This window comes from Salinilacihabitans rarus (genome assembly GCF_024296665.1).
Taxonomy (GTDB): domain Archaea; phylum Halobacteriota; class Halobacteria; order Halobacteriales; family Natrialbaceae; genus Salinilacihabitans; species Salinilacihabitans rarus.
Map to the genome: position 1 here is coordinate 1,247,387 of NZ_CP100762.1, position 16,352 is coordinate 1,263,738.

24 protein-coding genes are annotated in these 16,352 nt (G+C 67.8%); 2 read left to right on the plus strand and 22 right to left on the minus strand.

Annotated features, from left to right (window positions below):
* The first annotated feature begins 19 nt into the window (after positions 1-19).
* The gene (locus NKG98_RS06550) at positions 20-2,485 is read left to right on the plus strand and encodes a cbb3-type cytochrome c oxidase subunit I (RefSeq protein ID WP_254768858.1); all 2,466 of its coding nucleotides are present in this window, start codon (positions 20-22) and stop codon (positions 2,483-2,485) included.
* A gap of 357 nt (positions 2,486-2,842) precedes the next feature.
* On the opposite strand, the gene NKG98_RS06555 is transcribed toward NKG98_RS06550, so the two are convergent.
* Positions 2,843-3,130, minus strand: a complete 288-nt coding sequence (locus tag NKG98_RS06555) for a DUF7410 domain-containing protein (protein ID WP_254768859.1) — start codon at positions 3,128-3,130, stop codon at positions 2,843-2,845.
* Between the two features lie 72 nt (positions 3,131-3,202).
* Positions 3,203-4,606, minus strand: coding sequence for a hypothetical protein (locus tag NKG98_RS06560; RefSeq protein WP_254768860.1), 1,404 nt, complete (start codon positions 4,604-4,606; stop codon positions 3,203-3,205).
* 174 nt (positions 4,607-4,780) lie between these two features.
* On the opposite strand from NKG98_RS06560, the gene NKG98_RS06565 reads away from it, so the two are divergent.
* Positions 4,781-5,041 (plus strand): cytochrome C oxidase subunit IV family protein, encoded by a 261-nt coding sequence (locus tag NKG98_RS06565; protein WP_254768861.1) that lies wholly within the window; start codon positions 4,781-4,783, stop codon positions 5,039-5,041.
* Between the two features lie 79 nt (positions 5,042-5,120).
* On the opposite strand, the gene NKG98_RS06570 is transcribed toward NKG98_RS06565, so the two are convergent.
* The 20 genes from NKG98_RS06570 to NKG98_RS06665 form a co-directional block, all read right to left on the minus strand.
* A complete protein-coding gene (locus tag NKG98_RS06570) occupies positions 5,121-5,570 on the minus strand; it encodes a hypothetical protein (protein WP_254768862.1) in 450 nt (149 codons plus the stop codon).
* Between the two features lie 269 nt (positions 5,571-5,839).
* Positions 5,840-7,318: a preprotein translocase subunit SecY gene (gene secY, locus NKG98_RS06575; protein ID WP_254768863.1), complete on the minus strand. Its 1,479-nt coding sequence runs from the start codon at positions 7,316-7,318 to the stop codon at positions 5,840-5,842.
* 3 nt (positions 7,319-7,321) lie between these two features.
* Positions 7,322-7,804 (minus strand): uL15m family ribosomal protein, encoded by a 483-nt coding sequence (locus NKG98_RS06580; RefSeq protein ID WP_254768864.1) that lies wholly within the window; start codon positions 7,802-7,804, stop codon positions 7,322-7,324.
* Between the two features lie 2 nt (positions 7,805-7,806).
* Positions 7,807-8,274, minus strand: a complete 468-nt coding sequence (rpmD, locus tag NKG98_RS06585; RefSeq protein WP_254768865.1) for a 50S ribosomal protein L30 — start codon at positions 8,272-8,274, stop codon at positions 7,807-7,809.
* Positions 8,271-8,909: a 30S ribosomal protein S5 gene (locus NKG98_RS06590; protein WP_254768866.1), complete on the minus strand. Its 639-nt coding sequence runs from the start codon at positions 8,907-8,909 to the stop codon at positions 8,271-8,273. The genes rpmD and NKG98_RS06590 overlap by 4 nt, the downstream gene beginning before the upstream one ends.
* A complete protein-coding gene (locus tag NKG98_RS06595; protein ID WP_254768867.1) occupies positions 8,906-9,451 on the minus strand; it encodes a 50S ribosomal protein L18 in 546 nt (181 codons plus the stop codon). The genes NKG98_RS06590 and NKG98_RS06595 overlap by 4 nt, the downstream gene beginning before the upstream one ends.
* Entirely contained in the window at positions 9,451-9,900 is a 450-nt protein-coding gene (locus NKG98_RS06600) for a 50S ribosomal protein L19e (RefSeq protein WP_254768868.1), read from the minus strand. Before NKG98_RS06600 ends, NKG98_RS06595 begins: the two co-directional genes overlap by 1 nt.
* Positions 9,897-10,640 (minus strand): 50S ribosomal protein L32e, encoded by a 744-nt coding sequence (locus NKG98_RS06605; protein ID WP_254768869.1) that lies wholly within the window; start codon positions 10,638-10,640, stop codon positions 9,897-9,899. Before NKG98_RS06605 ends, NKG98_RS06600 begins: the two co-directional genes overlap by 4 nt.
* A gap of 3 nt (positions 10,641-10,643) precedes the next feature.
* Complete coding sequence (locus NKG98_RS06610; RefSeq protein ID WP_254768870.1) at positions 10,644-11,177, minus strand: 50S ribosomal protein L6; 534 nt, start codon at positions 11,175-11,177, stop codon at positions 10,644-10,646.
* A 2-nt stretch (positions 11,178-11,179) separates the two neighbouring features.
* A complete protein-coding gene (locus NKG98_RS06615; RefSeq protein WP_254768871.1) occupies positions 11,180-11,572 on the minus strand; it encodes a 30S ribosomal protein S8 in 393 nt (130 codons plus the stop codon).
* Between the two features lies 1 nt (position 11,573).
* Positions 11,574-11,750 (minus strand): 30S ribosomal protein S14, encoded by a 177-nt coding sequence (locus NKG98_RS06620; RefSeq protein WP_254768872.1) that lies wholly within the window; start codon positions 11,748-11,750, stop codon positions 11,574-11,576.
* Complete coding sequence (locus NKG98_RS06625; protein ID WP_254768873.1) at positions 11,743-12,282, minus strand: 50S ribosomal protein L5; 540 nt, start codon at positions 12,280-12,282, stop codon at positions 11,743-11,745. The genes NKG98_RS06620 and NKG98_RS06625 overlap by 8 nt, the downstream gene beginning before the upstream one ends.
* Positions 12,279-13,040, minus strand: coding sequence for a 30S ribosomal protein S4e (locus NKG98_RS06630; protein ID WP_254768874.1), 762 nt, complete (start codon positions 13,038-13,040; stop codon positions 12,279-12,281). Before NKG98_RS06630 ends, NKG98_RS06625 begins: the two co-directional genes overlap by 4 nt.
* Complete coding sequence (gene rplX / locus NKG98_RS06635) at positions 13,037-13,396, minus strand: 50S ribosomal protein L24 (protein ID WP_254768875.1); 360 nt, start codon at positions 13,394-13,396, stop codon at positions 13,037-13,039. The genes NKG98_RS06630 and rplX overlap by 4 nt, the downstream gene beginning before the upstream one ends.
* Before the next feature lies 1 nt (position 13,397).
* Positions 13,398-13,796: a 50S ribosomal protein L14 gene (locus NKG98_RS06640; protein ID WP_254768876.1), complete on the minus strand. Its 399-nt coding sequence runs from the start codon at positions 13,794-13,796 to the stop codon at positions 13,398-13,400.
* Positions 13,796-14,251 (minus strand): 30S ribosomal protein S17, encoded by a 456-nt coding sequence (locus tag NKG98_RS06645; RefSeq protein ID WP_254768877.1) that lies wholly within the window; start codon positions 14,249-14,251, stop codon positions 13,796-13,798. Before NKG98_RS06645 ends, NKG98_RS06640 begins: the two co-directional genes overlap by 1 nt.
* Positions 14,242-14,706: a ribonuclease P protein component 1 gene (locus NKG98_RS06650; RefSeq protein ID WP_254768878.1), complete on the minus strand. Its 465-nt coding sequence runs from the start codon at positions 14,704-14,706 to the stop codon at positions 14,242-14,244. The genes NKG98_RS06645 and NKG98_RS06650 overlap by 10 nt, the downstream gene beginning before the upstream one ends.
* A gap of 4 nt (positions 14,707-14,710) precedes the next feature.
* Entirely contained in the window at positions 14,711-14,929 is a 219-nt protein-coding gene (gene rpmC / locus NKG98_RS06655) for a 50S ribosomal protein L29 (protein WP_254768879.1), read from the minus strand.
* Positions 14,929-15,870, minus strand: coding sequence for a 30S ribosomal protein S3 (locus tag NKG98_RS06660; RefSeq protein ID WP_254768880.1), 942 nt, complete (start codon positions 15,868-15,870; stop codon positions 14,929-14,931). Before NKG98_RS06660 ends, rpmC begins: the two co-directional genes overlap by 1 nt.
* A complete protein-coding gene (locus tag NKG98_RS06665) occupies positions 15,870-16,346 on the minus strand; it encodes a 50S ribosomal protein L22 (protein ID WP_254768881.1) in 477 nt (158 codons plus the stop codon). Before NKG98_RS06665 ends, NKG98_RS06660 begins: the two co-directional genes overlap by 1 nt.
* Positions 16,347-16,352 lie beyond the last annotated feature (6 nt).

Below are 16,352 nucleotides of genomic sequence, written 5' to 3' on the forward strand. Positions count from 1 at the left end.
TCGAAGGAGGTGACGAGTGATGAGTGATCTCCCCCCGAAGCGGTCGATCAAGCGCTGGCTGGTCACGACCAACCACAAGGACGTCGGGGTCCTCTACCTGAGCACGGCGCTGTTCTTCCTCGTGTTCGGCGGCGTGCTCGCGTTGCTGTTCCGCGCCCACCTCTGGGAAAGCGGGGGCTCGGGCATTCTCGGCGGCAGCACGTACAACCAGGCCGTCACCACCCACGGGCTGTTGATGGTGTTCTGGTTCCTCTCGCCGTTCGCGGCGGGCTTTGCAAACTACCTCGTCCCGCTACAGATCGGGGCGAAGGACCTCGCGTTCCCCCGGCTGAACGCCCTCTCGTACTGGTTCTACCTGTTCTCGGGCATCCTCGTCGGGATCTCGTTCTTCCAGGGCGGCTCGTTCGCCGGCGGCTGGACGATGTACGCCCCGCTGAACGTCCCGACGTACTCGCCCGCGATGCAGGCGACCACGGGCGGGAACGCGACGATCCTCGCGCTGATCCTCTTTACCCTCTCGATCACGATCGGGACGGTGAACTTCCTGACGACGATCCACCGGTCGCGCGCGGAGGGGCTCGGCCTCTGGAACGTTCCGATGTTCACGTGGTCGTGGCTGCTGACGGTGTGGATGATGCTGTTCGCGTTCGCGGCGCTGCTCGCCGCGCTGTTGCTGCTCGCGACCGACCGGGTGTTCCTGACCCAGTACTTCGCGACCGATCAGGGCTCGGGCCTGTTGTGGGGCCACCTGTTCTGGTTCTTCGGGCACCCGGAGGTGTACATCGTCTTCTTCCCGGCGCTGGGGATCATGTTCGAGACGTTCCAGACGTTCACCGGTCGGCGCCTCGTCGGCCGGAAGTGGGTCATCATCGCGATGGTGCTGGTGGCGGTCCAGTCGTTCCTCGTCTGGATGCACCACATGTTCCTGACGACGATCAACCTGCCCATCAAGACGCTGTTCATGGCGACGACCATCGGCATCTCCCTGCCGTTCGACCTCATGGTCTTCGCCCTGATCTACACGATGGTGAAAGGGCGGATCCGCTTTACCACGCCCTTCCTGTTCAGCCTCGGCGCGCTCGTGCTGTTCATCCTCGGCGGGATCACCGGGGTGTTCCTCGGCGCGGTCGTGCTCGACTACGAGTTCCGGGGCACCTACTGGGTCGTCGCCCACTTCCACTACGTGATGGTCGCGGGCGTCACCGCGATGATCGGCGGCCTCTACTACTGGTGGCCGAAGATCACCGGCAAGATGTACTCCGAGACCCTCGGGAAGGCCAACTTCGCCGTCTACTTCCTCGGGTTCAACCTGCTTTACTTCCCGATGTTCCTCGCCTGGGAGACCCCCCGCCGGGTCTTCCACTACGGCGAGGGCCTCGAACTCTACCACCAGATCGCGACCGTCGGGGCGTTCGTCCTCGGCGCGTCGTTCCTGATCATGTTCTACACGCTGGGCAAGAGCCTCGTCTCCGGCCCCGACGCGCCCGACAACCCGTGGGAGTTCTCCCGCACGGCCGAGTGGGCGATCCCCTCGCCGCCGCCGCTTGACAACTGGTCCGGCCGGCCGAGTTACGCCAGCGGCCGTCTCGAGTTCGTCGACGCCGCGACCGACGGCGGCGCCGTCGCCGCCGGCGAGACCGCCACGGCCGACGTCGAGGACGGCGGCCACGAGGCCCACGCCGACCACGCGAGCATCTGGCCGTTCGGAATCGGGCTTGGCACCTTCGTGTTCTTCCTCGGACTGGGCGGGCTGACCCCGTACATCGGGGAGTTCGCCGAGGCCAACGGCGGCGACATCGGCGCGACCGCCGACCCGAGCGTCGTCTACCCCGTGCTGACCGGGCTCGGCGTGGCCATCCTCGCGTACGTCCTGTTCCAGTTCGGCCGCGAGCAGTTCGAGGCGCCCGAGATGGCGATCGCCGAGCGCTGGCCGTTCGGCGGCGTCGACAACACGAAGTTCGGCGTCTGGGTGTTCCTCGCGTCGGACGTCGTCGTCTTCGGCGCGTTCATCGGCGCGTACGTCTTCATGCGCATCCACGCCGGGTGGTTCGAGTGGTCGACGGTGCCGCCGTCGGCGCTGCCCGGACTGATCAACACCTACGTCCTGCTCACGTCGAGTTTCACGGTCATCCTCGCGCTCGTGATGGCCGAACGCGGGAACAAGAAGGGGCTGCTCGGTGCGCTGGGCGCGACGGTCCTGCTGGGGCTGACGTTCATGGGCATCAAGGCCTGGGAGTGGAGCGGGAAGTTCGCCCACGGCGACTTCTGGTTCAGCGGTCTCGAGTACTCGATCTACTACGTGACAACCGGCCTCCACGGCCTGCACGTCCTGCTCGGGCTGTTCGTCGCCGGCTTCATGATCTACCGCGTGCTGACGGTCGACGCCTACCTCGACGACGAACGGCCGGTCGAGTACTTCGGCCTCTACTGGCACTTCGTCGACATCGTCTGGGTCTTCCTCTTCCCGCTTTTCTACCTGATGTAGCGGCTCTCCGCCGCTGATCGCCGTTTTCGGCTCCGCTTCGTACCGTCCTTTCGTCCAGTCCGTTCACGTCTCGTCCTCGTTTGCCGCCTCGACGCTCCCGAGCGACGAGCGCGGTCACTCCGCGGTCGGTACCGGACCGCGGCCGCCGCGAGGTCGGCGTCGTCGCCGCCGCGGTCGTCGCTGTCAGTCGCGTCGCCCGGAGCGAGCGCCGCCGCCGGCGCGGGCTGGAGGAGACGGAGGAGAAGCGCCAGCGCCGCGAGCGGCGCGGCCGCTCGCCGACGTCGGCGCGGGTGCGAGAACCGAACATCGTACCGCCATCCGGGAAGTCACCGGGCAAAGAAGTTCCGGGCCGGCGACTCAGCCGGACCAGACGAGCGCGTAGACGAACGTGAACACGAAGTAGACGAAGAATACCGAGACGGCGGCCTTGAGGTGGAACGTGAACAGTTCGTACTCCTCGTCGTCGCGCTCGTCCTCGAACGCCTCGCGCTCGGCGTCGGAACACGCCGCGGCGTGTTCGGCCCCGACGTGGAAGGTGGCGTACCGTTCCTCGCGGAAGGGGCGGCCGCAGTAGGGACAGGTCGCCGCCGGCTCCTCGCCGGGGGGGACGTCGTACTCGGCGGCCGGAGCCTCGTCGACGGACATTCGGTACCGGAGGTTGGGGCGGCGTCCACTAGTGTGTACCGGTCCGAGTCCCCGACCGCCGGCCCCGCGCGCTCACGCGGGCACGTAGGGCGGACTCGCCGTCGGCAACGAGACGAGATAGAGGCTCAGCATCGTGAAGAAGACCATGACGGCGACGAACGGGTACTGGCTGCGGATCGCCTGCAGTTTGCCGGGGAACAGCTCGAACGAGACCGCGTGGGCGACCCAGACCGCGAGGACGTGCCCGAGCAGGATGCCCGCGATTTCGACGTAGCCGAACCACGACGTGAGCGCGAGCTGGGTCGGGTTCGGGTCCGGGGCGAGCGGCGCGACGAGCGTGTCGAGCAACTGGGGCCACAGCGCGATGGTGAAGCCGACGTAGTGGGCGAAGTGATAGCCCGCGGCGATCGCCAGCAGCGGCGGGGCGAACCTGACCGCGAGGTACCGCCGGGAGAGGTACGTCTCGGCGCGCTCGCGCGAGCGGCTCGCCGCGAACCAGTAGACCCGCCAGAAGCCGGCGAAGCCGGCGACGAGCAACGCGAGGTAGACCAGTTCCGCAGGCAGGCCGAGGCCGACGAAGAACTCGACCGTCGCCGCGCCGGGGGGCGTGACGACGAAGCCGTTGTACGTCAGTTCCCAGACCAGCGCGAGGACGAACGCGACCGCCGAGCGGTCGGTCACCACGTCGCCGTCGGTCAGGCGCGCGGCCGGGAAGCGGAATTCGAGGCCGTCGTCGGTCCGCTGGATCGGCGCGACCGCGCCGTAGAGGCGGAACCAGACCGACAGCGGGTCCCCCCGGCGGAACCACTCCTCGGGGGAAAAGCTGGCCGCGGCCGCGAGCGTGACCGCCGTGTAGCCGAGGAGTACCGCCACGAGCATCCGCGGCGCGGAACTCAGGGGGGCGACCACCTCGAGCCAGACGAACAGCAACAGACCGCCGACGGCGGGCCACGAGCCCAGCCGTTCGGGGTAGGGCTCGTTCCGGCTGGGGAGGACCGCGGCGATGCGTCGCCACGGGTTGATCGCGCGCCACGGGTTGCCGACGCCGTAGGCGACCATCGTCAGCAGCGCCCGGACGCCGACGAACGTCAGCAGGACGGTCGCGCTGGTGAGCCCGATCCCTTGCGGGCCCGCGACGCCGACCGCCAGCGCGAACAGCAGGCCGACGACCCCGACCGCGCCGAGCAACAGCGACCCGGCCCGGAGGAGCGTCTCGCTCGGGAAGCCGAGCGACCGCCCGTGGTAGTCGTCGAGGACCGTCCGGTCGGTGACGAGCATCGTCAGCACCGCGGCCGCGCCGACGACGCCGCCGCCGGTCGCGAGGTAGAGCCACGTCGGCACCGTGACCTCCCCCGTGTCCGAGAGCCCGACGACGACGTTGCTCGCCGCCGCGACGCCCGCGCCGACCCCGAGCGCCGCCAGCGAGAGCGCGACGGCGATGCCGATCCGACGGCGAAGTGACGACCGCAGCGTCATCGTTCGGGCAGTGGGACTCGCCGTTCATCTAGGTGTCGCTCGACCCGCGCGTCGCGGCGGCCGCGGGTCACCGACCGCGACGTCGCCGGGTCGCCACCCCGGGGTCGACAAGCGACCGCCCGACACCGCAACAATAAGGAAGCTATAAGTGGCAGTCGCCCGGATAGGAAACCGATGTCGAAGGTCCGAACGTACGCGATCATCTACGTCGCGCTGCTGGCGCTCGGGACGGGGAAGTTCATCTTCTTCGAGTTCGACTTTGACTACCAACTGGCGATGGCCGGCACGCTCGCGCTCGCGACGACGAAGTCGCTGCTGATCGCCGGCTACTACCAGCACCTCATCGAGGAGCCACGCTCGATCGCGTACCTGATGGCCAGTGCCGTCTTCGCGGTGTTCCTGCTGACCATCGCCGCGGGCTACTCGATCCAGTAACGTCCCGAACCGACCTCGCGTCCCGCGCCGGCGCCTTCTCCGCTCCGTTTTCCGCTTTTACACGGGCACCCGCTCGCAGTTAGGCCGTCACGAGCACCACGGTCACCGCGATCAACAGGAGCAGCCCCAGCGCGCCCGCGGCGACGGCCGCGGCGGCGGCCGACCCGCCGGTCCGGTTGCGGGCCGCGTAGAAGGTCCCGACGACGGCGTAGCCGAGCAGGATCGCGGCGCCGAGCCCGAGCAACCCCGTCTGGAGCCCGAGGTCGGGACTCTCCAGCAAGAGGACGGCCCCGACGAGGACGGCGATGGCGAGCGCGAGGAAGCCGACCACCCAGGCCGCCGGTTCGGTCGCGAGCCGCGTGACGCGAACCGAGTCGTCGCCGACCTCGTCGGACCAGTCGGCGTACTCCCGCTGGCCGCCCGCGTAGCCGCTCGGATTGGCGCGCTGGCCGGAGCGTGCGACCGCGACCGCGATAGCGACCAGCAACAGCCCCATCAGGACCGTGCTCACGAGATAGACCTCGGACATCCGATCGCACTGAGGTAACCGCTTCGGACGTATATATCCAGGGCAGGATTTCGCCGTTAACCGGCCGAAAGGCGACCCTACCGCTCCTCTCTGCCGGCCGTCCCCGCCGCTCGGGGCTCGCGGGTCGGCCACCAAATCGCGGTCGCGCGTGCTCGTATCTCCCACGCACGCCTCGACGACGGGCGTGCGACTCGGGGGCGGAGTCGGCGCGTACACCCGACGCTCGGCGCTGGGATCGGAGAAAAGAACGAGGCGAGAGCGACCGGCCGTCAGCGACCGAACATCTGGCGCATCATCGGGTGCATCTCCATCAACTGCTCCTCGGCGATCTCCTCGTACAGCTTGTACGTGATCGAGACCGCCAGCAGCAGACCGGTGCCCCCGACGCTACCGATCGTGCCGAGCATGTTGGCCATGACGGCCAGCAGGCCGACGAGCGCGCCGCCGATGACGGTCACCTGCGGGATGTATCGCTCCATGACCTTCTCGACGACGCCGACGTTCTGTCGGAAGCCGGGGATCTGCATCCCGGAGTTCTGGATCTGTTTGGCCGTCGATTCGGGGCCCATGTTGGTGGTCTCGACCCAGAAGATAGCGAACACCGCGCCGCCGACGATCATCACCGTCAGGTCGATGGCGATCCGGACCATCACCATCCACGGCTCCTGGGAGAGACCGGTCCACCACATCCAGTCCTGTGGCGCGTAGATCGGCGCGGTGTAGTAGAAGAACCCGCTGACCGGCTGGCCGGCGTCGTAGACGCCCAGCCACGGCATCTCGTAGCCAAACGGCGCGATGATGCCCTGTTCGCCGGTCTGCGAGGCGAGGATCTGGCCGAGGAACTGCACGTTCGCCTGCACCGCGCGAACGAGGATCATCGGCAGGACGCTCGCGTAGATGAGCTTCACGGGGAAGCGACCACGTGCGCCCTTGACCCGGGCGTGACTCAGCGGGATCTCGACCCGCACCGACTCCGCGTAGACGACGATCGCGAAGATCAGCAGCGTCGTCGCCAGCGGGACGAGCATCCCGGCGTCGACGAACAGCGTGTACAGGCCGCTCCCGGAGACCAGCGAGCCGATCTCCGTCTGCCCGGTGAGGATCAGGTACCAGCTGTAGAAGAACCCGTCGGGGTTCAACGAGAGGAACCCGGCGACGAGACGCTGGCTCACTCCGGCGATGATGAACAGCCCGACGCCGCTCCCGACGCCCCACTTGCTGACGACCTCGTCCATGTAGAGGATGAGGACGCCACCGGCGAAGATCTGGGCGAACAGCAGGGTCTGGACCCCGGTCTGGTCGAGCGTGAACCCGCCGAGGGTCAGCGAGGCCTGTGCCGGAAGGAAGCCGCTGGCGAACACCATCGGGAGCGCCGTCAGCGCCGTCATGATGACGACGAGCAGCTTCTGCAGGCCCTGGTAGAGCACCTGGTCCCGCGGGTCGTCGGTGTCGAGGCCGAGCAGGTTGGCCCCGCCGAGCAACTGCAAGACGATGCTCGCCGTGACGATCGGACCGATACCGACCTGGAGCAGCGAGCCGAACTCGCCGGCCAGCACCGAGCGGAACTGACTGTAGAAGTCACTCCCGCCCGACTGGAGGCCCAGCAGCGAGATGTTCGTCAGGAAGAAGTACAACACGAGGATGCCGGCCGTCCACGCCAGCTTGCGCTTGAAGGGGACGTGCCCCTCGGGGCGACGGACGGCGGGCATCCGCGTCAAGACCGGTTCGGCGGCTTCCTTCCATCCCATGGGTTACTCCTCGTCGGTTTCGTCGGTTTCGTCGGCGTCGTCCTCGGCGCGCTCGGTGAGGACGGCGGCGCCGCCCGCGGCCTCGAGTTTCTCGCGGGCCGCGTCGGTGAACGCGTCCGCGGTGACCTCCAGCGCGTTGCGGACCTGCCCGCTCCCGAGGACCTTCACGGCGTCGGCCTCGTGGCCGTCCTCGACGACGTCGCGGGCGTCGACCGCGTACCCGTCGTCGGTCTCCTCGGCCAGCCCCTCGGCGGCGTAGAGGAGCGCGTCCTCGTCGAGCGTCTTCACGTCGACTTCGAGGACCTCCGCGCGGATGTCCTGGGGCCGCTTGAAGCCGTGTTTCTCCCGCGATTCGTAGTTGTGGAACTCGTGTTTGCTGCGCCCGGCGCGGCCGCGGCCGCCTCGGTGGCCGGCCCCGCGACGGTTCTTGTGTGTCCCACCGCCGTGGGTTCGCGAGCCGCGCTGGCGTCGTTTCTTGCTCGTCATGGTTAGCGCATCGAGATGAGGAGTTCGTTAATCTCCTCCGTTGTATGTTTTCCGAGTTGGCCGCCCTCGACCGTCGGGTGCTTGACGCCGTCGTGGCCGCCCCGCGGGGGGTGCAGCCGCAGCGTCGGCGACAGTCCCTGCTCGCGCAGCGTCGTCTCCTCGTCGAGCAGCGCCGCGGCCAGCCCGGCGAAGCCGTCGTAGTCGGTGTGCTCGGCGATCCACGCCTCGTCCACGTCGGACTGCTTGCCCTCGAGGGGTTCCGCGCGCTTCTCGAGCAGCGTTTCGAGGACGTCCGCGTCGGGTTCACCGTAGGCGACGTAGTCGTTGACCTTGGTGACCATGCCGCGGTAGGCGTCCGTGTCGGGGACGAGCGTGCAGTGGTTCACCTTGTGGACGTTGAGCATCGACAGCGTGTCCTCGACGTCGCCGCGGCGGTCGACCTCGCCGCGAATCTGGACGACCGCCTTCATCGTTCGACCACCTCACGTCCACGGGGCCGGCGCGACTGCGAGGCGTTCTCCAGCGCGTTGAACGTCGCCTTCGCGAGGTTCACCGTGGTCCGGGTGTTGCCGTGGCTCTTCGTCCAGGCGTTCTCGATGCCGGCGAGTTCGAGCACCGCGCGGACCGTGTCGCTGGCCGCGAGGCCCAGCCCCTCGGGGGCCGGGATCAGCTCGACCTCGACCGAGCCCGCCTTCCCTTTCGTGCGCCGGGTCAGCGAGTGGGGCCGGTCCGAGCGGTCCTCCCACGAGCCGGAGCCCCGGGGGACCTTGATCATGTTCAGCTTCGCGATACCGATCGCCTTCTGGATGGCAGCGCCGACCTGGTCCTCGCGGCCCTCGGCGTAGCCGACGAAGCCGTCGCGGTTGCCGACGGCGACGACACAGCGGAACTTCACCCGCCGGCCGGAGTCGGTCATCCGCTGGACCATGTTGATGTCCAGCACCTCGTCGTCCAGCCCCGGCAGGAGCTGGTCGACGATCTCGGGCTCTTTCAGCGGCAGGCCCGAGTTGAGGGCGCCCTCCATCGTGTCGATCTCGCCCTCCTGGACCATCGTGCCGAGTCGCGTAACGGGCTGCCACCCGTCGTCGTAGTCGTTTCCGCTCATTCTAGGATCGCCTCTCGTACCTCGTCGAAGTGTTCCGGTAGTTCCGTGGCGTCGAACTCCGCGTACAGCGGCTCGTCGAGCTGTTCGGCGTACTCGGCGATGTGCTCGCCGCGCGTGCGCGACCAGTCCGCGAGCACGCTGTCGTTGTGCGGAATCTCGAGGCCGGCGTCGATCGCTCCTTCCTGTACCGCGAACACCTTGTTGCCGGGCGTCGCCGCGTTGAGGCCGATGTCGAGGACGGCCTCCTCGACGCCCGCTTCGAGCGCTCGCTGGCCGGCCAGCAGGCCGGTGAGGTAGGCGGCGGGGAGGTTACCCGTGGGGGCCTCCCAGCCGTAGTCGGCGAGGTCGCTCGAGTGTGCGCTCGCGATCGTCTCGTCGCCCTGGGGTCCGGGGACGATCAGCTGCGCCGTAGTGTGCTTGTTGCTCTTTCGAGCGACGAGCCGGGGCTTGCCCGATTTCAGCAGGCGCAACCTCTGGTGGTAGTCCGTCCGGACCTCGCGGCGACGCCGCATCGGTACCTTGTATCGTGGTCCTGTCGCCATTATTGGTCACCGTAGTGGTTGTCGATGTAGTTCAGCAGGTACCGGACGCTGCGGAACTCCCCGCCGCTTGCCTTGCGATAGAGCTCGCGGTACTGCGCGGGCGTCAGTTCGCCCTTGTCGCGGAGTTCGCGCAGTTTCCGGCGCTGCGCGCGGATCTGGTCCTGCCACTGTTCCTTCTCGTTCTGGCGCGCGCCCTTCTTGCCGCGGCGCTTGCCCTGGCCCTTCCGGTGGCCGTAGGAGCGCTTGGCGTTGCGTTCGCGGGCGCGACCGCGGGAGTTACCCGTGGCGTCTTTCGCCCGGATGATGCCGTCGTCGACGAGTTCGCGGATCTCCTCGCGGGTGATCGCCTGGGCGATGTCGCCCTGGGCGTCGGGGTCGAACCAGACGCGGTTCTTGCCGACGTCGAGCACGTCCGCGGCGAGTCGTTTCTGTGCGCTCAGGTCCGTCATTCGTCCACCTCAACTTCGACGTAGGTCGGGTTCAGGACGCGAACGCCCGCGTCCTCGCACTTCTCCTCGATTCGTTCGCGCTTGCGGGCGCCGACGGAGGAGGCGATGCGGACCGCCTGCGTGTCGCCGTCGACGCCTTCGAGGTCGTCGACGTTCTCCACGCGGACCTCCTCGAAGCCGCTGGGGTGTTTGCCCCGGACGGCCTTCGGCGAGCCGTAGCCGGCCTCGACCTTCGGGCCCTTGCCCTTGACGCCGCGGCGCTGCTTCGAGAGCCCGCCGCGGGGTCGACGCCACGACTCCGGCGTCCGCTTTTTCTTGTGGTAGTCCTGGCGGTTGAACTGCGGCTTGCCCTCGCCGTTGCGCTGGGCGAGCAGCCGTTCTTCCTCCTCGGAGAGCTCCGGGGTCTTCTCGGTCAGCCCCCGGGGCTGCAGTTCGGTCTCGACGTCCTCCGCGGCCTCCTCGGCTTCCTCCTCGGCGGCTTCGTCTTCGATCTCCGCCTCGGTCTCCTCGGAGACTTCGAGGTCGCCGACGTCGGCCTTGATTCGGGCGGCGAGCGCGTTGCCGATACCGTCGGCCTCGGAGAGGTCGTCCTGGGAGGCCTCCCTGACGTCCTCGATGGACTCGAAGCCGGCCTCGCGTAACGCCCCGGCCTTGCTCTCGCCGACGCCGCTGATGTCCTCCAGTTCCTGCGGGCCGGACTCCTCGGCGGAGTCGGCCTCGTCGTGTTCGTCGTCAGCCATCTATCAGGCACCTCCTTTCCCGGGCTTGCGGGTGATGTAGACGCCGTCCTGGAAGACGCGGGTGTCCTTGCCTTTCACCTTCGTCAACTGCTCGATGTCGGCGGCGGTCTGGCCCACGTCCTCCTTGTCCGGCCCGGAGAGGGTAATCGTCTCGCCGTCCACGGAGACGTCGGTGTCGCCGTGGACGGGGGTGCGTCGCTCGGCTCGCTCGCCGAGGAAGTTCTCGATGACCACCTCGTCGCCCTCCGCGCGGACCTGCATCGGGAAGTGAGAGTAGAAGACTTCCATCTCGTACTCCCAGCCCTCGGTCACGCCGTGGAAGGCGTTGCGGACGTGGCTCTCGAAGGTGCCGACGGTCGCGTTCGTCTTCGCGTCCTCGGACTCGCTCTCGATTACCACGTGGTCGTCCTCGACCTCGACGGAGACGTCGGGGTACCAGAGCCGGCGCGTGACGCTGCCGTTCGGGCCCTCGATCGTCGCGTCGAGGTGGTCGACCTCGGCGGTTACGTCGTCGGGGATTTCCAGTTCGACTCGCATTGTTAGTAGACGTACGCGATCACCTGGCCCCCGATGCCCTGCTCGCGAGCCTCGTAGTGGCTCATGATGCCGCGGCTCGTCGTGACGACGAGCGCGCCGAAGTCCCGAGCGGGGAGGTATCGCTTCTCCCACTTCTCGAACTCGTCGGCTTTCGCGGCGTAGCGGGGCTTGACGGGGCCACACTCGTTGATCGCTCCCTTCAGTTCGACCTCGAACCGACCGGCCTTGCCGTCGTCGACGAACTCGAAGCCGTCGATGTACCCGCGGTCGTAGAAGACCTCGAGCACCTGGCCGATCTCGTTCGAGGCGGGTCGTACCTCGTGGCTCAGATGTCCCACGCTCTCGGCGTTGTCGATGCCCGACAGCGCGTTGCTGAGTGGATCGTTCCCGGTCATGTTATCGGTACTTCTTGAATCCCATGTCGCGGGCGATCTCGCGGAAGCACTGCCGGCAGAGGTTGATGTCGTACTTGCCGACGAGCCCCTGCTCGCGGCCACAGCGCTGGCAGGATTCCAGCTGCCCGGTGCGCTTTGCCGCGTGTTCGCCCGTCGCGTCGTTTTCGCTTTCACTCATCGTCCGTGACCTCCACGTCGAAGTTCGCCTCGAGGAACGCGACGGCGTCCTCGGGGGTCAGTCGGTGTCGCGACGGGATCGACCGGGTGGCCTTGTCGCGCTTGGAGACGCGGTAGCCCGGACGCACCAGGTTGACGGTGACGTCCAGCCCGTAGATCCCGACGGTCGGGTCGTACTCCTGGCTCGGGAACTCGGTGTGTTCCTCGACCCCGAAGCTGAAGTTCCCCGTCTGGTCGAACTGCTTGCGCGAGACGTCCGCGAGCGGCAGCGCCGTCTCGAGGAACTCGTAGGCGTCGTCGCCGCGGAGGGTGACCTTCGTGCCGATGGGGTCGCCCTGACGGATGCCGAAGTCGGGTTCGGTCGACTTCGCCTGCGTGCGGACGCTCTCCTGGCCGGTGACCTCCTCGATGATGTCCTCGGCGTGGCCGAGGTCCCGGCCGCCCTGACCGACGCCCATGTGGACGACGACCTTCTCGACGCGGGGTTCGCGCATCTCGTGGAAGTCGCCGCCGGACTCGGACTCGGAGCTCATTCGCCCTCACCTCCGTCGGTTTCGACGTCTTCGTCCCCGCCGGTGAACTTCTCGTCGATGACGACGACGTACTCCTCGACGGTCTCGAACTCGCCGTCGTCGTCTTCTCGTTGCGTCTCCGACGCAACGCTGGTTTCGACGGTGACGATGTTCGATCCGCTGCCGTAGGTCACCTCGATGTCGACGAGTTCGCCGATCTTGCCGCCGTGGTTGCCGCGGACGGCGGTGACGAGCGCGCCCTCCTCGTAGGGGAAGTGCGCGACGATCGAGGTGTCCTCGTTGTCGACGACGATCGAGTCGTTGGTGCTGTACTCGGTCTCGTCGTCGACGGTGACGTTCGTCCCGTCGTGCAGCGTCAGCTGCGTGACGCCGCCGGCGACCTGCTGCTTGCCGACGATCTTGCCGAGGCGGCTGTCGGCCGCGTCGGCGTCGATCGGCGTCAGCGCGAGGCGGCCGCCCTCGTCGGGGAAGACGCGATAGTACTCCTCGCGACCCGTAAACGAGATGATGTCGAACATCCCGATGGGCCGTTGCTCGTCGTTGATCGGCTCGCCGTTGACGAGGATGGCGTCCTCGCTGAGCGCGTAGCGCGCTTCCTTCTTCGAGTCCACGTAGCCGAGGACGTCCCGCAGCAGGATGAGCAGCGGAACGCCGTCCTCGCCGTGGGGGCCGGCGCCGGCCTTCACGGTGAAGACGTCGGTCTTGCGCTCGACCGGCCAGGACTTCGGTACCGAGAGTCGTTTCTGGTGGTTGCTCATTCGTTGTCACCTCCTTCGAGGCGCGCCTCGCGGCGGTCGTCCTCGAGGTCGAGGTCCGTGATCCGGACGTTCGAGGGTTCGAGCGGCCGCGCCACCTCCTCGCCGTCGGCCGTCTCGACCGTGACGTCCTCGACGTGGATCACGGCCTCTTTGAGGTCGACCTGCACGACCTCGCCTTCCTCGCCGGCGAAGTCGCCGCGCATGATCTCGACCGTATCGCCCGCGTTGACGCGGGCGCGACGGGTGTCGTACTCCTCGCGGAGGTCGTCGGCGAGGGTGGCGTGCAGCTGCTTCTGTCGCCGGTGCAGCGGGGCACGCTCCGTTCGGTTTCGCTGTTTGCGTGGTTGTCGGCTCATGCTAGACGATCATCGTGGCGGTGCTCGCGATCGCGCCGAAGCGTTCCGCGACTTCGCGCGCGATCGGGCCCTTGATCTCCGTTCCGCGGGGCTCTTCGTTCTCGTCGACGATGACCGCCGCGTTGTCCTCGAACTTCACGCGCGTCCCGTCCGGCCGGCGGATCGGCTTCCGCTGGCGGACGACGACGGCCTCGAGGACCTGGCGGCGCATCTCCGGCGTCCCTTTGGTGACCGAGACGGTCACCTTGTCGCCGAGACCCGCCTTCGGCTGGCGGTTCTTCGTGCCGTGGTAGCCGGAGACGCTGATGACCTTCAGTTCGCGCGCGCCGGTGTTGTCGGCGCAGGTCACGAGCGAGCCCTTCTTCAGGCCCTGCGTGACGTCGGCTTTCATCGCCTCCATCACTGATCACCCGCTTCGGCTTCGGCTTCGGCTTCGGCGCCCTCCGTGACGTCGCCGCTCGACAGCTCCCGCTCGGGTTCGGCCTGGCGGGTGAGTTCGGCGACGTCCTCGGCGGTCGCTTCTTCGGTTACTTCGACGACCACGTGCGATTTCGTCTTCGACAGTGGTCGGCACTCTGCGATCTTGACCGTGTCACCGACCGAGAGCGGCTCGAGCACGCCCGGCACGTGCGCCGGGATGCGCGAGCGACGCTTCATCTGGCGGTCGTACTTCGGGACCGCCACGTCGTACTCTCGCTCGACGACCACGGTCTTGTCCATGTCCGTCGAGACGACCGTCCCTTCGAGGACCTGACCTCGAACGGACAGCTCGCCGTAGAACGGACACTTCTCGTAGTCGTATTCCTCCGGATTCTCTGGTTCCGGAGGGGTGGGTACGTCCAGTCCTATTGCCATGGTGAGTCACCTCTGGTTTCGGTGCGTCGGGCGGGTCGTGAGAGCAGCCGCGATCCATCGACCGTAACGTAGGCCACGCCCTCGCCAGCGCTGTCCGCAGCGGTCGAGGATCGATCCTCGGGAGCCGCCGCGGGTTCAGTGTCGGCCAGTTCGGACGCGGTCCCCGACCCCTTTGCGAGGTCGGCGGCGTCATCTGTGATCGCGAACTCGAACGTCGAGCCCGATTTCGGCACCGTGACGACCCGAGACTCGCAGTCTTCGCGCTGGTCGGCGGTTTCATCGCCGCGCCATCGCTCCGCCTCCGGCGGAGCGCACACCTCGATCGAGAGGGTGTTCGTCGTCTCGACGACGACGCGCCCCTCGATCCCCTCCCGTCCGGGGTCGTCGCTCTCGACGACGCGGACGGGCAGGCCGTTGAGTTCGTGTCGCGGCAGCGTCTCGGGTGTCAGTGCCATCGTGTTACGCCTCGTCTTCGTCGAGGTCGCCTTCCTCGCGCTGGATCGTCTTGACCCGCGCGATCGTACGCTTCAGCTCGCCGATCTCGCCGGGGTTCTCCGGCGCGCCGCCGGCCGCGAGCACGGCCTTCGCGTTGAGCAGCTCGGTCTCGAGCTCCTCGAGTTCGGCCTGTCGCTCGGCGGGGGTCATGTCGCGAATCTCCTCGGTGTGCAGGATCGCCATCAGGCGTCACCCCCCTCGTCGTCCATCTCCTCGAGGAGTTCCTCGGCTTCGGCCTCGACGTCCTCGTCGAGTTCCTCGAGGGCCTCCTCGTCGGCGTCGGCCTCGGCCACTTCGGCCTCCGGCTCTTCAGCCGGCTCCTCGTCGGCCTCGAGTTCCTCCTCGATGACCTCCTCGACGACCTCCTCGTCGACGTCGGTCTCGGCGGGTTCGGCGGCCTCGGCTTCGGCTTCGGCTTCGGCCTCGACTTCGGCCTCCTCGGCCTCGGGCTCGCCTTCGAGGAGTTCCTCGACGCCGCCCTCGCCCTCGTTGTACTCGACGGCTTCGGGGACGACCTCCTCGGGATCCATGTCTTCGTAGATCTGGAAGTCGTCGGGCAGTTCGGCGCCCGGCGGGATGATCTTGACCGTGACGCCGATGGTGCCGAGTTTCATGACGGCGACGCCCTGGCCCTCGTCGACGATCTCCTCGGCGGGTTCGCCGTTGTGCTTGATGTAGCCGCGGTTGAACTTCTCGACGCGCGAGCGCGCGCCGGTGACCTTCCCCGCGAGGACGATCTCGGCGCCCAGCGCGCCGGCGTCCATGATGCGGTCGATCGTCGTGTGACCGGCCTTCCGGAAGTACCAGCCGCGTTCGAGCGCGTTCGCCAGCCGATCCGCGACGATCCGCGCGTTCAGGTCGGGTTCGTCGACCTCCTGCACGTCGATCTGCGGGTCGTCGAGGTCGAACCGGCGCTCGAGTTCGGCCGTGACCTTCCGGATGTTCTCGCCGCCCTTGCCGATGACCATCCCCGGCTTCTCGGCCTTGAGGACGATCTGGGTGCCCATCGGCGTCTTGGCGACCTCCATACCGCCGTAGCCCGCGCGGCCGAGCTCTTCGGCGAAGAACTCGTCGATCTGGGACCGCTGCAGGCCGTTCTCGATGAACTGGTGTTCGTCTGCCATTAGGTATCAGCCTCCTCCTCGTCGACCTCTTCGACGACGATCTCGACGTCGACCTGCGGCGTGTTCCACGACGTCGCCCGTCCCATCGCGCGGGGCTTGCGGCCGACCGACTCGCCGACCTTGTGGGCGGCGCAGTGGACGATCTCCATCGACTCGCCGTCGAACCCCTGGTGGTCGGCGTTGGCCGCGACGTTCTCGAGCAGGTCGAGGAACGCCTCGGAGGCCTTCTCGGGGTAGCGGCCGGCGTCCCAGCCCTCGACGTCCGAGCGGTGGCCGACGCCGCTGTTGTGCGACTTGAACGGCACGGAGCGCTCGCCGGCGATGACCGCTTCGAGGTACTCGCGAGCGTCGCCGACGGTTCGTCCCTTGACCTCGCGGGCGATCTCCTTGCTGTGCTTGTGGCTCATGTGACGCTCCCGGAGCATCGCTTTCGCGGTGGCGTCCGGGTCCGCGTCGACCGAGTAGTTGATTCCCATGCGTGG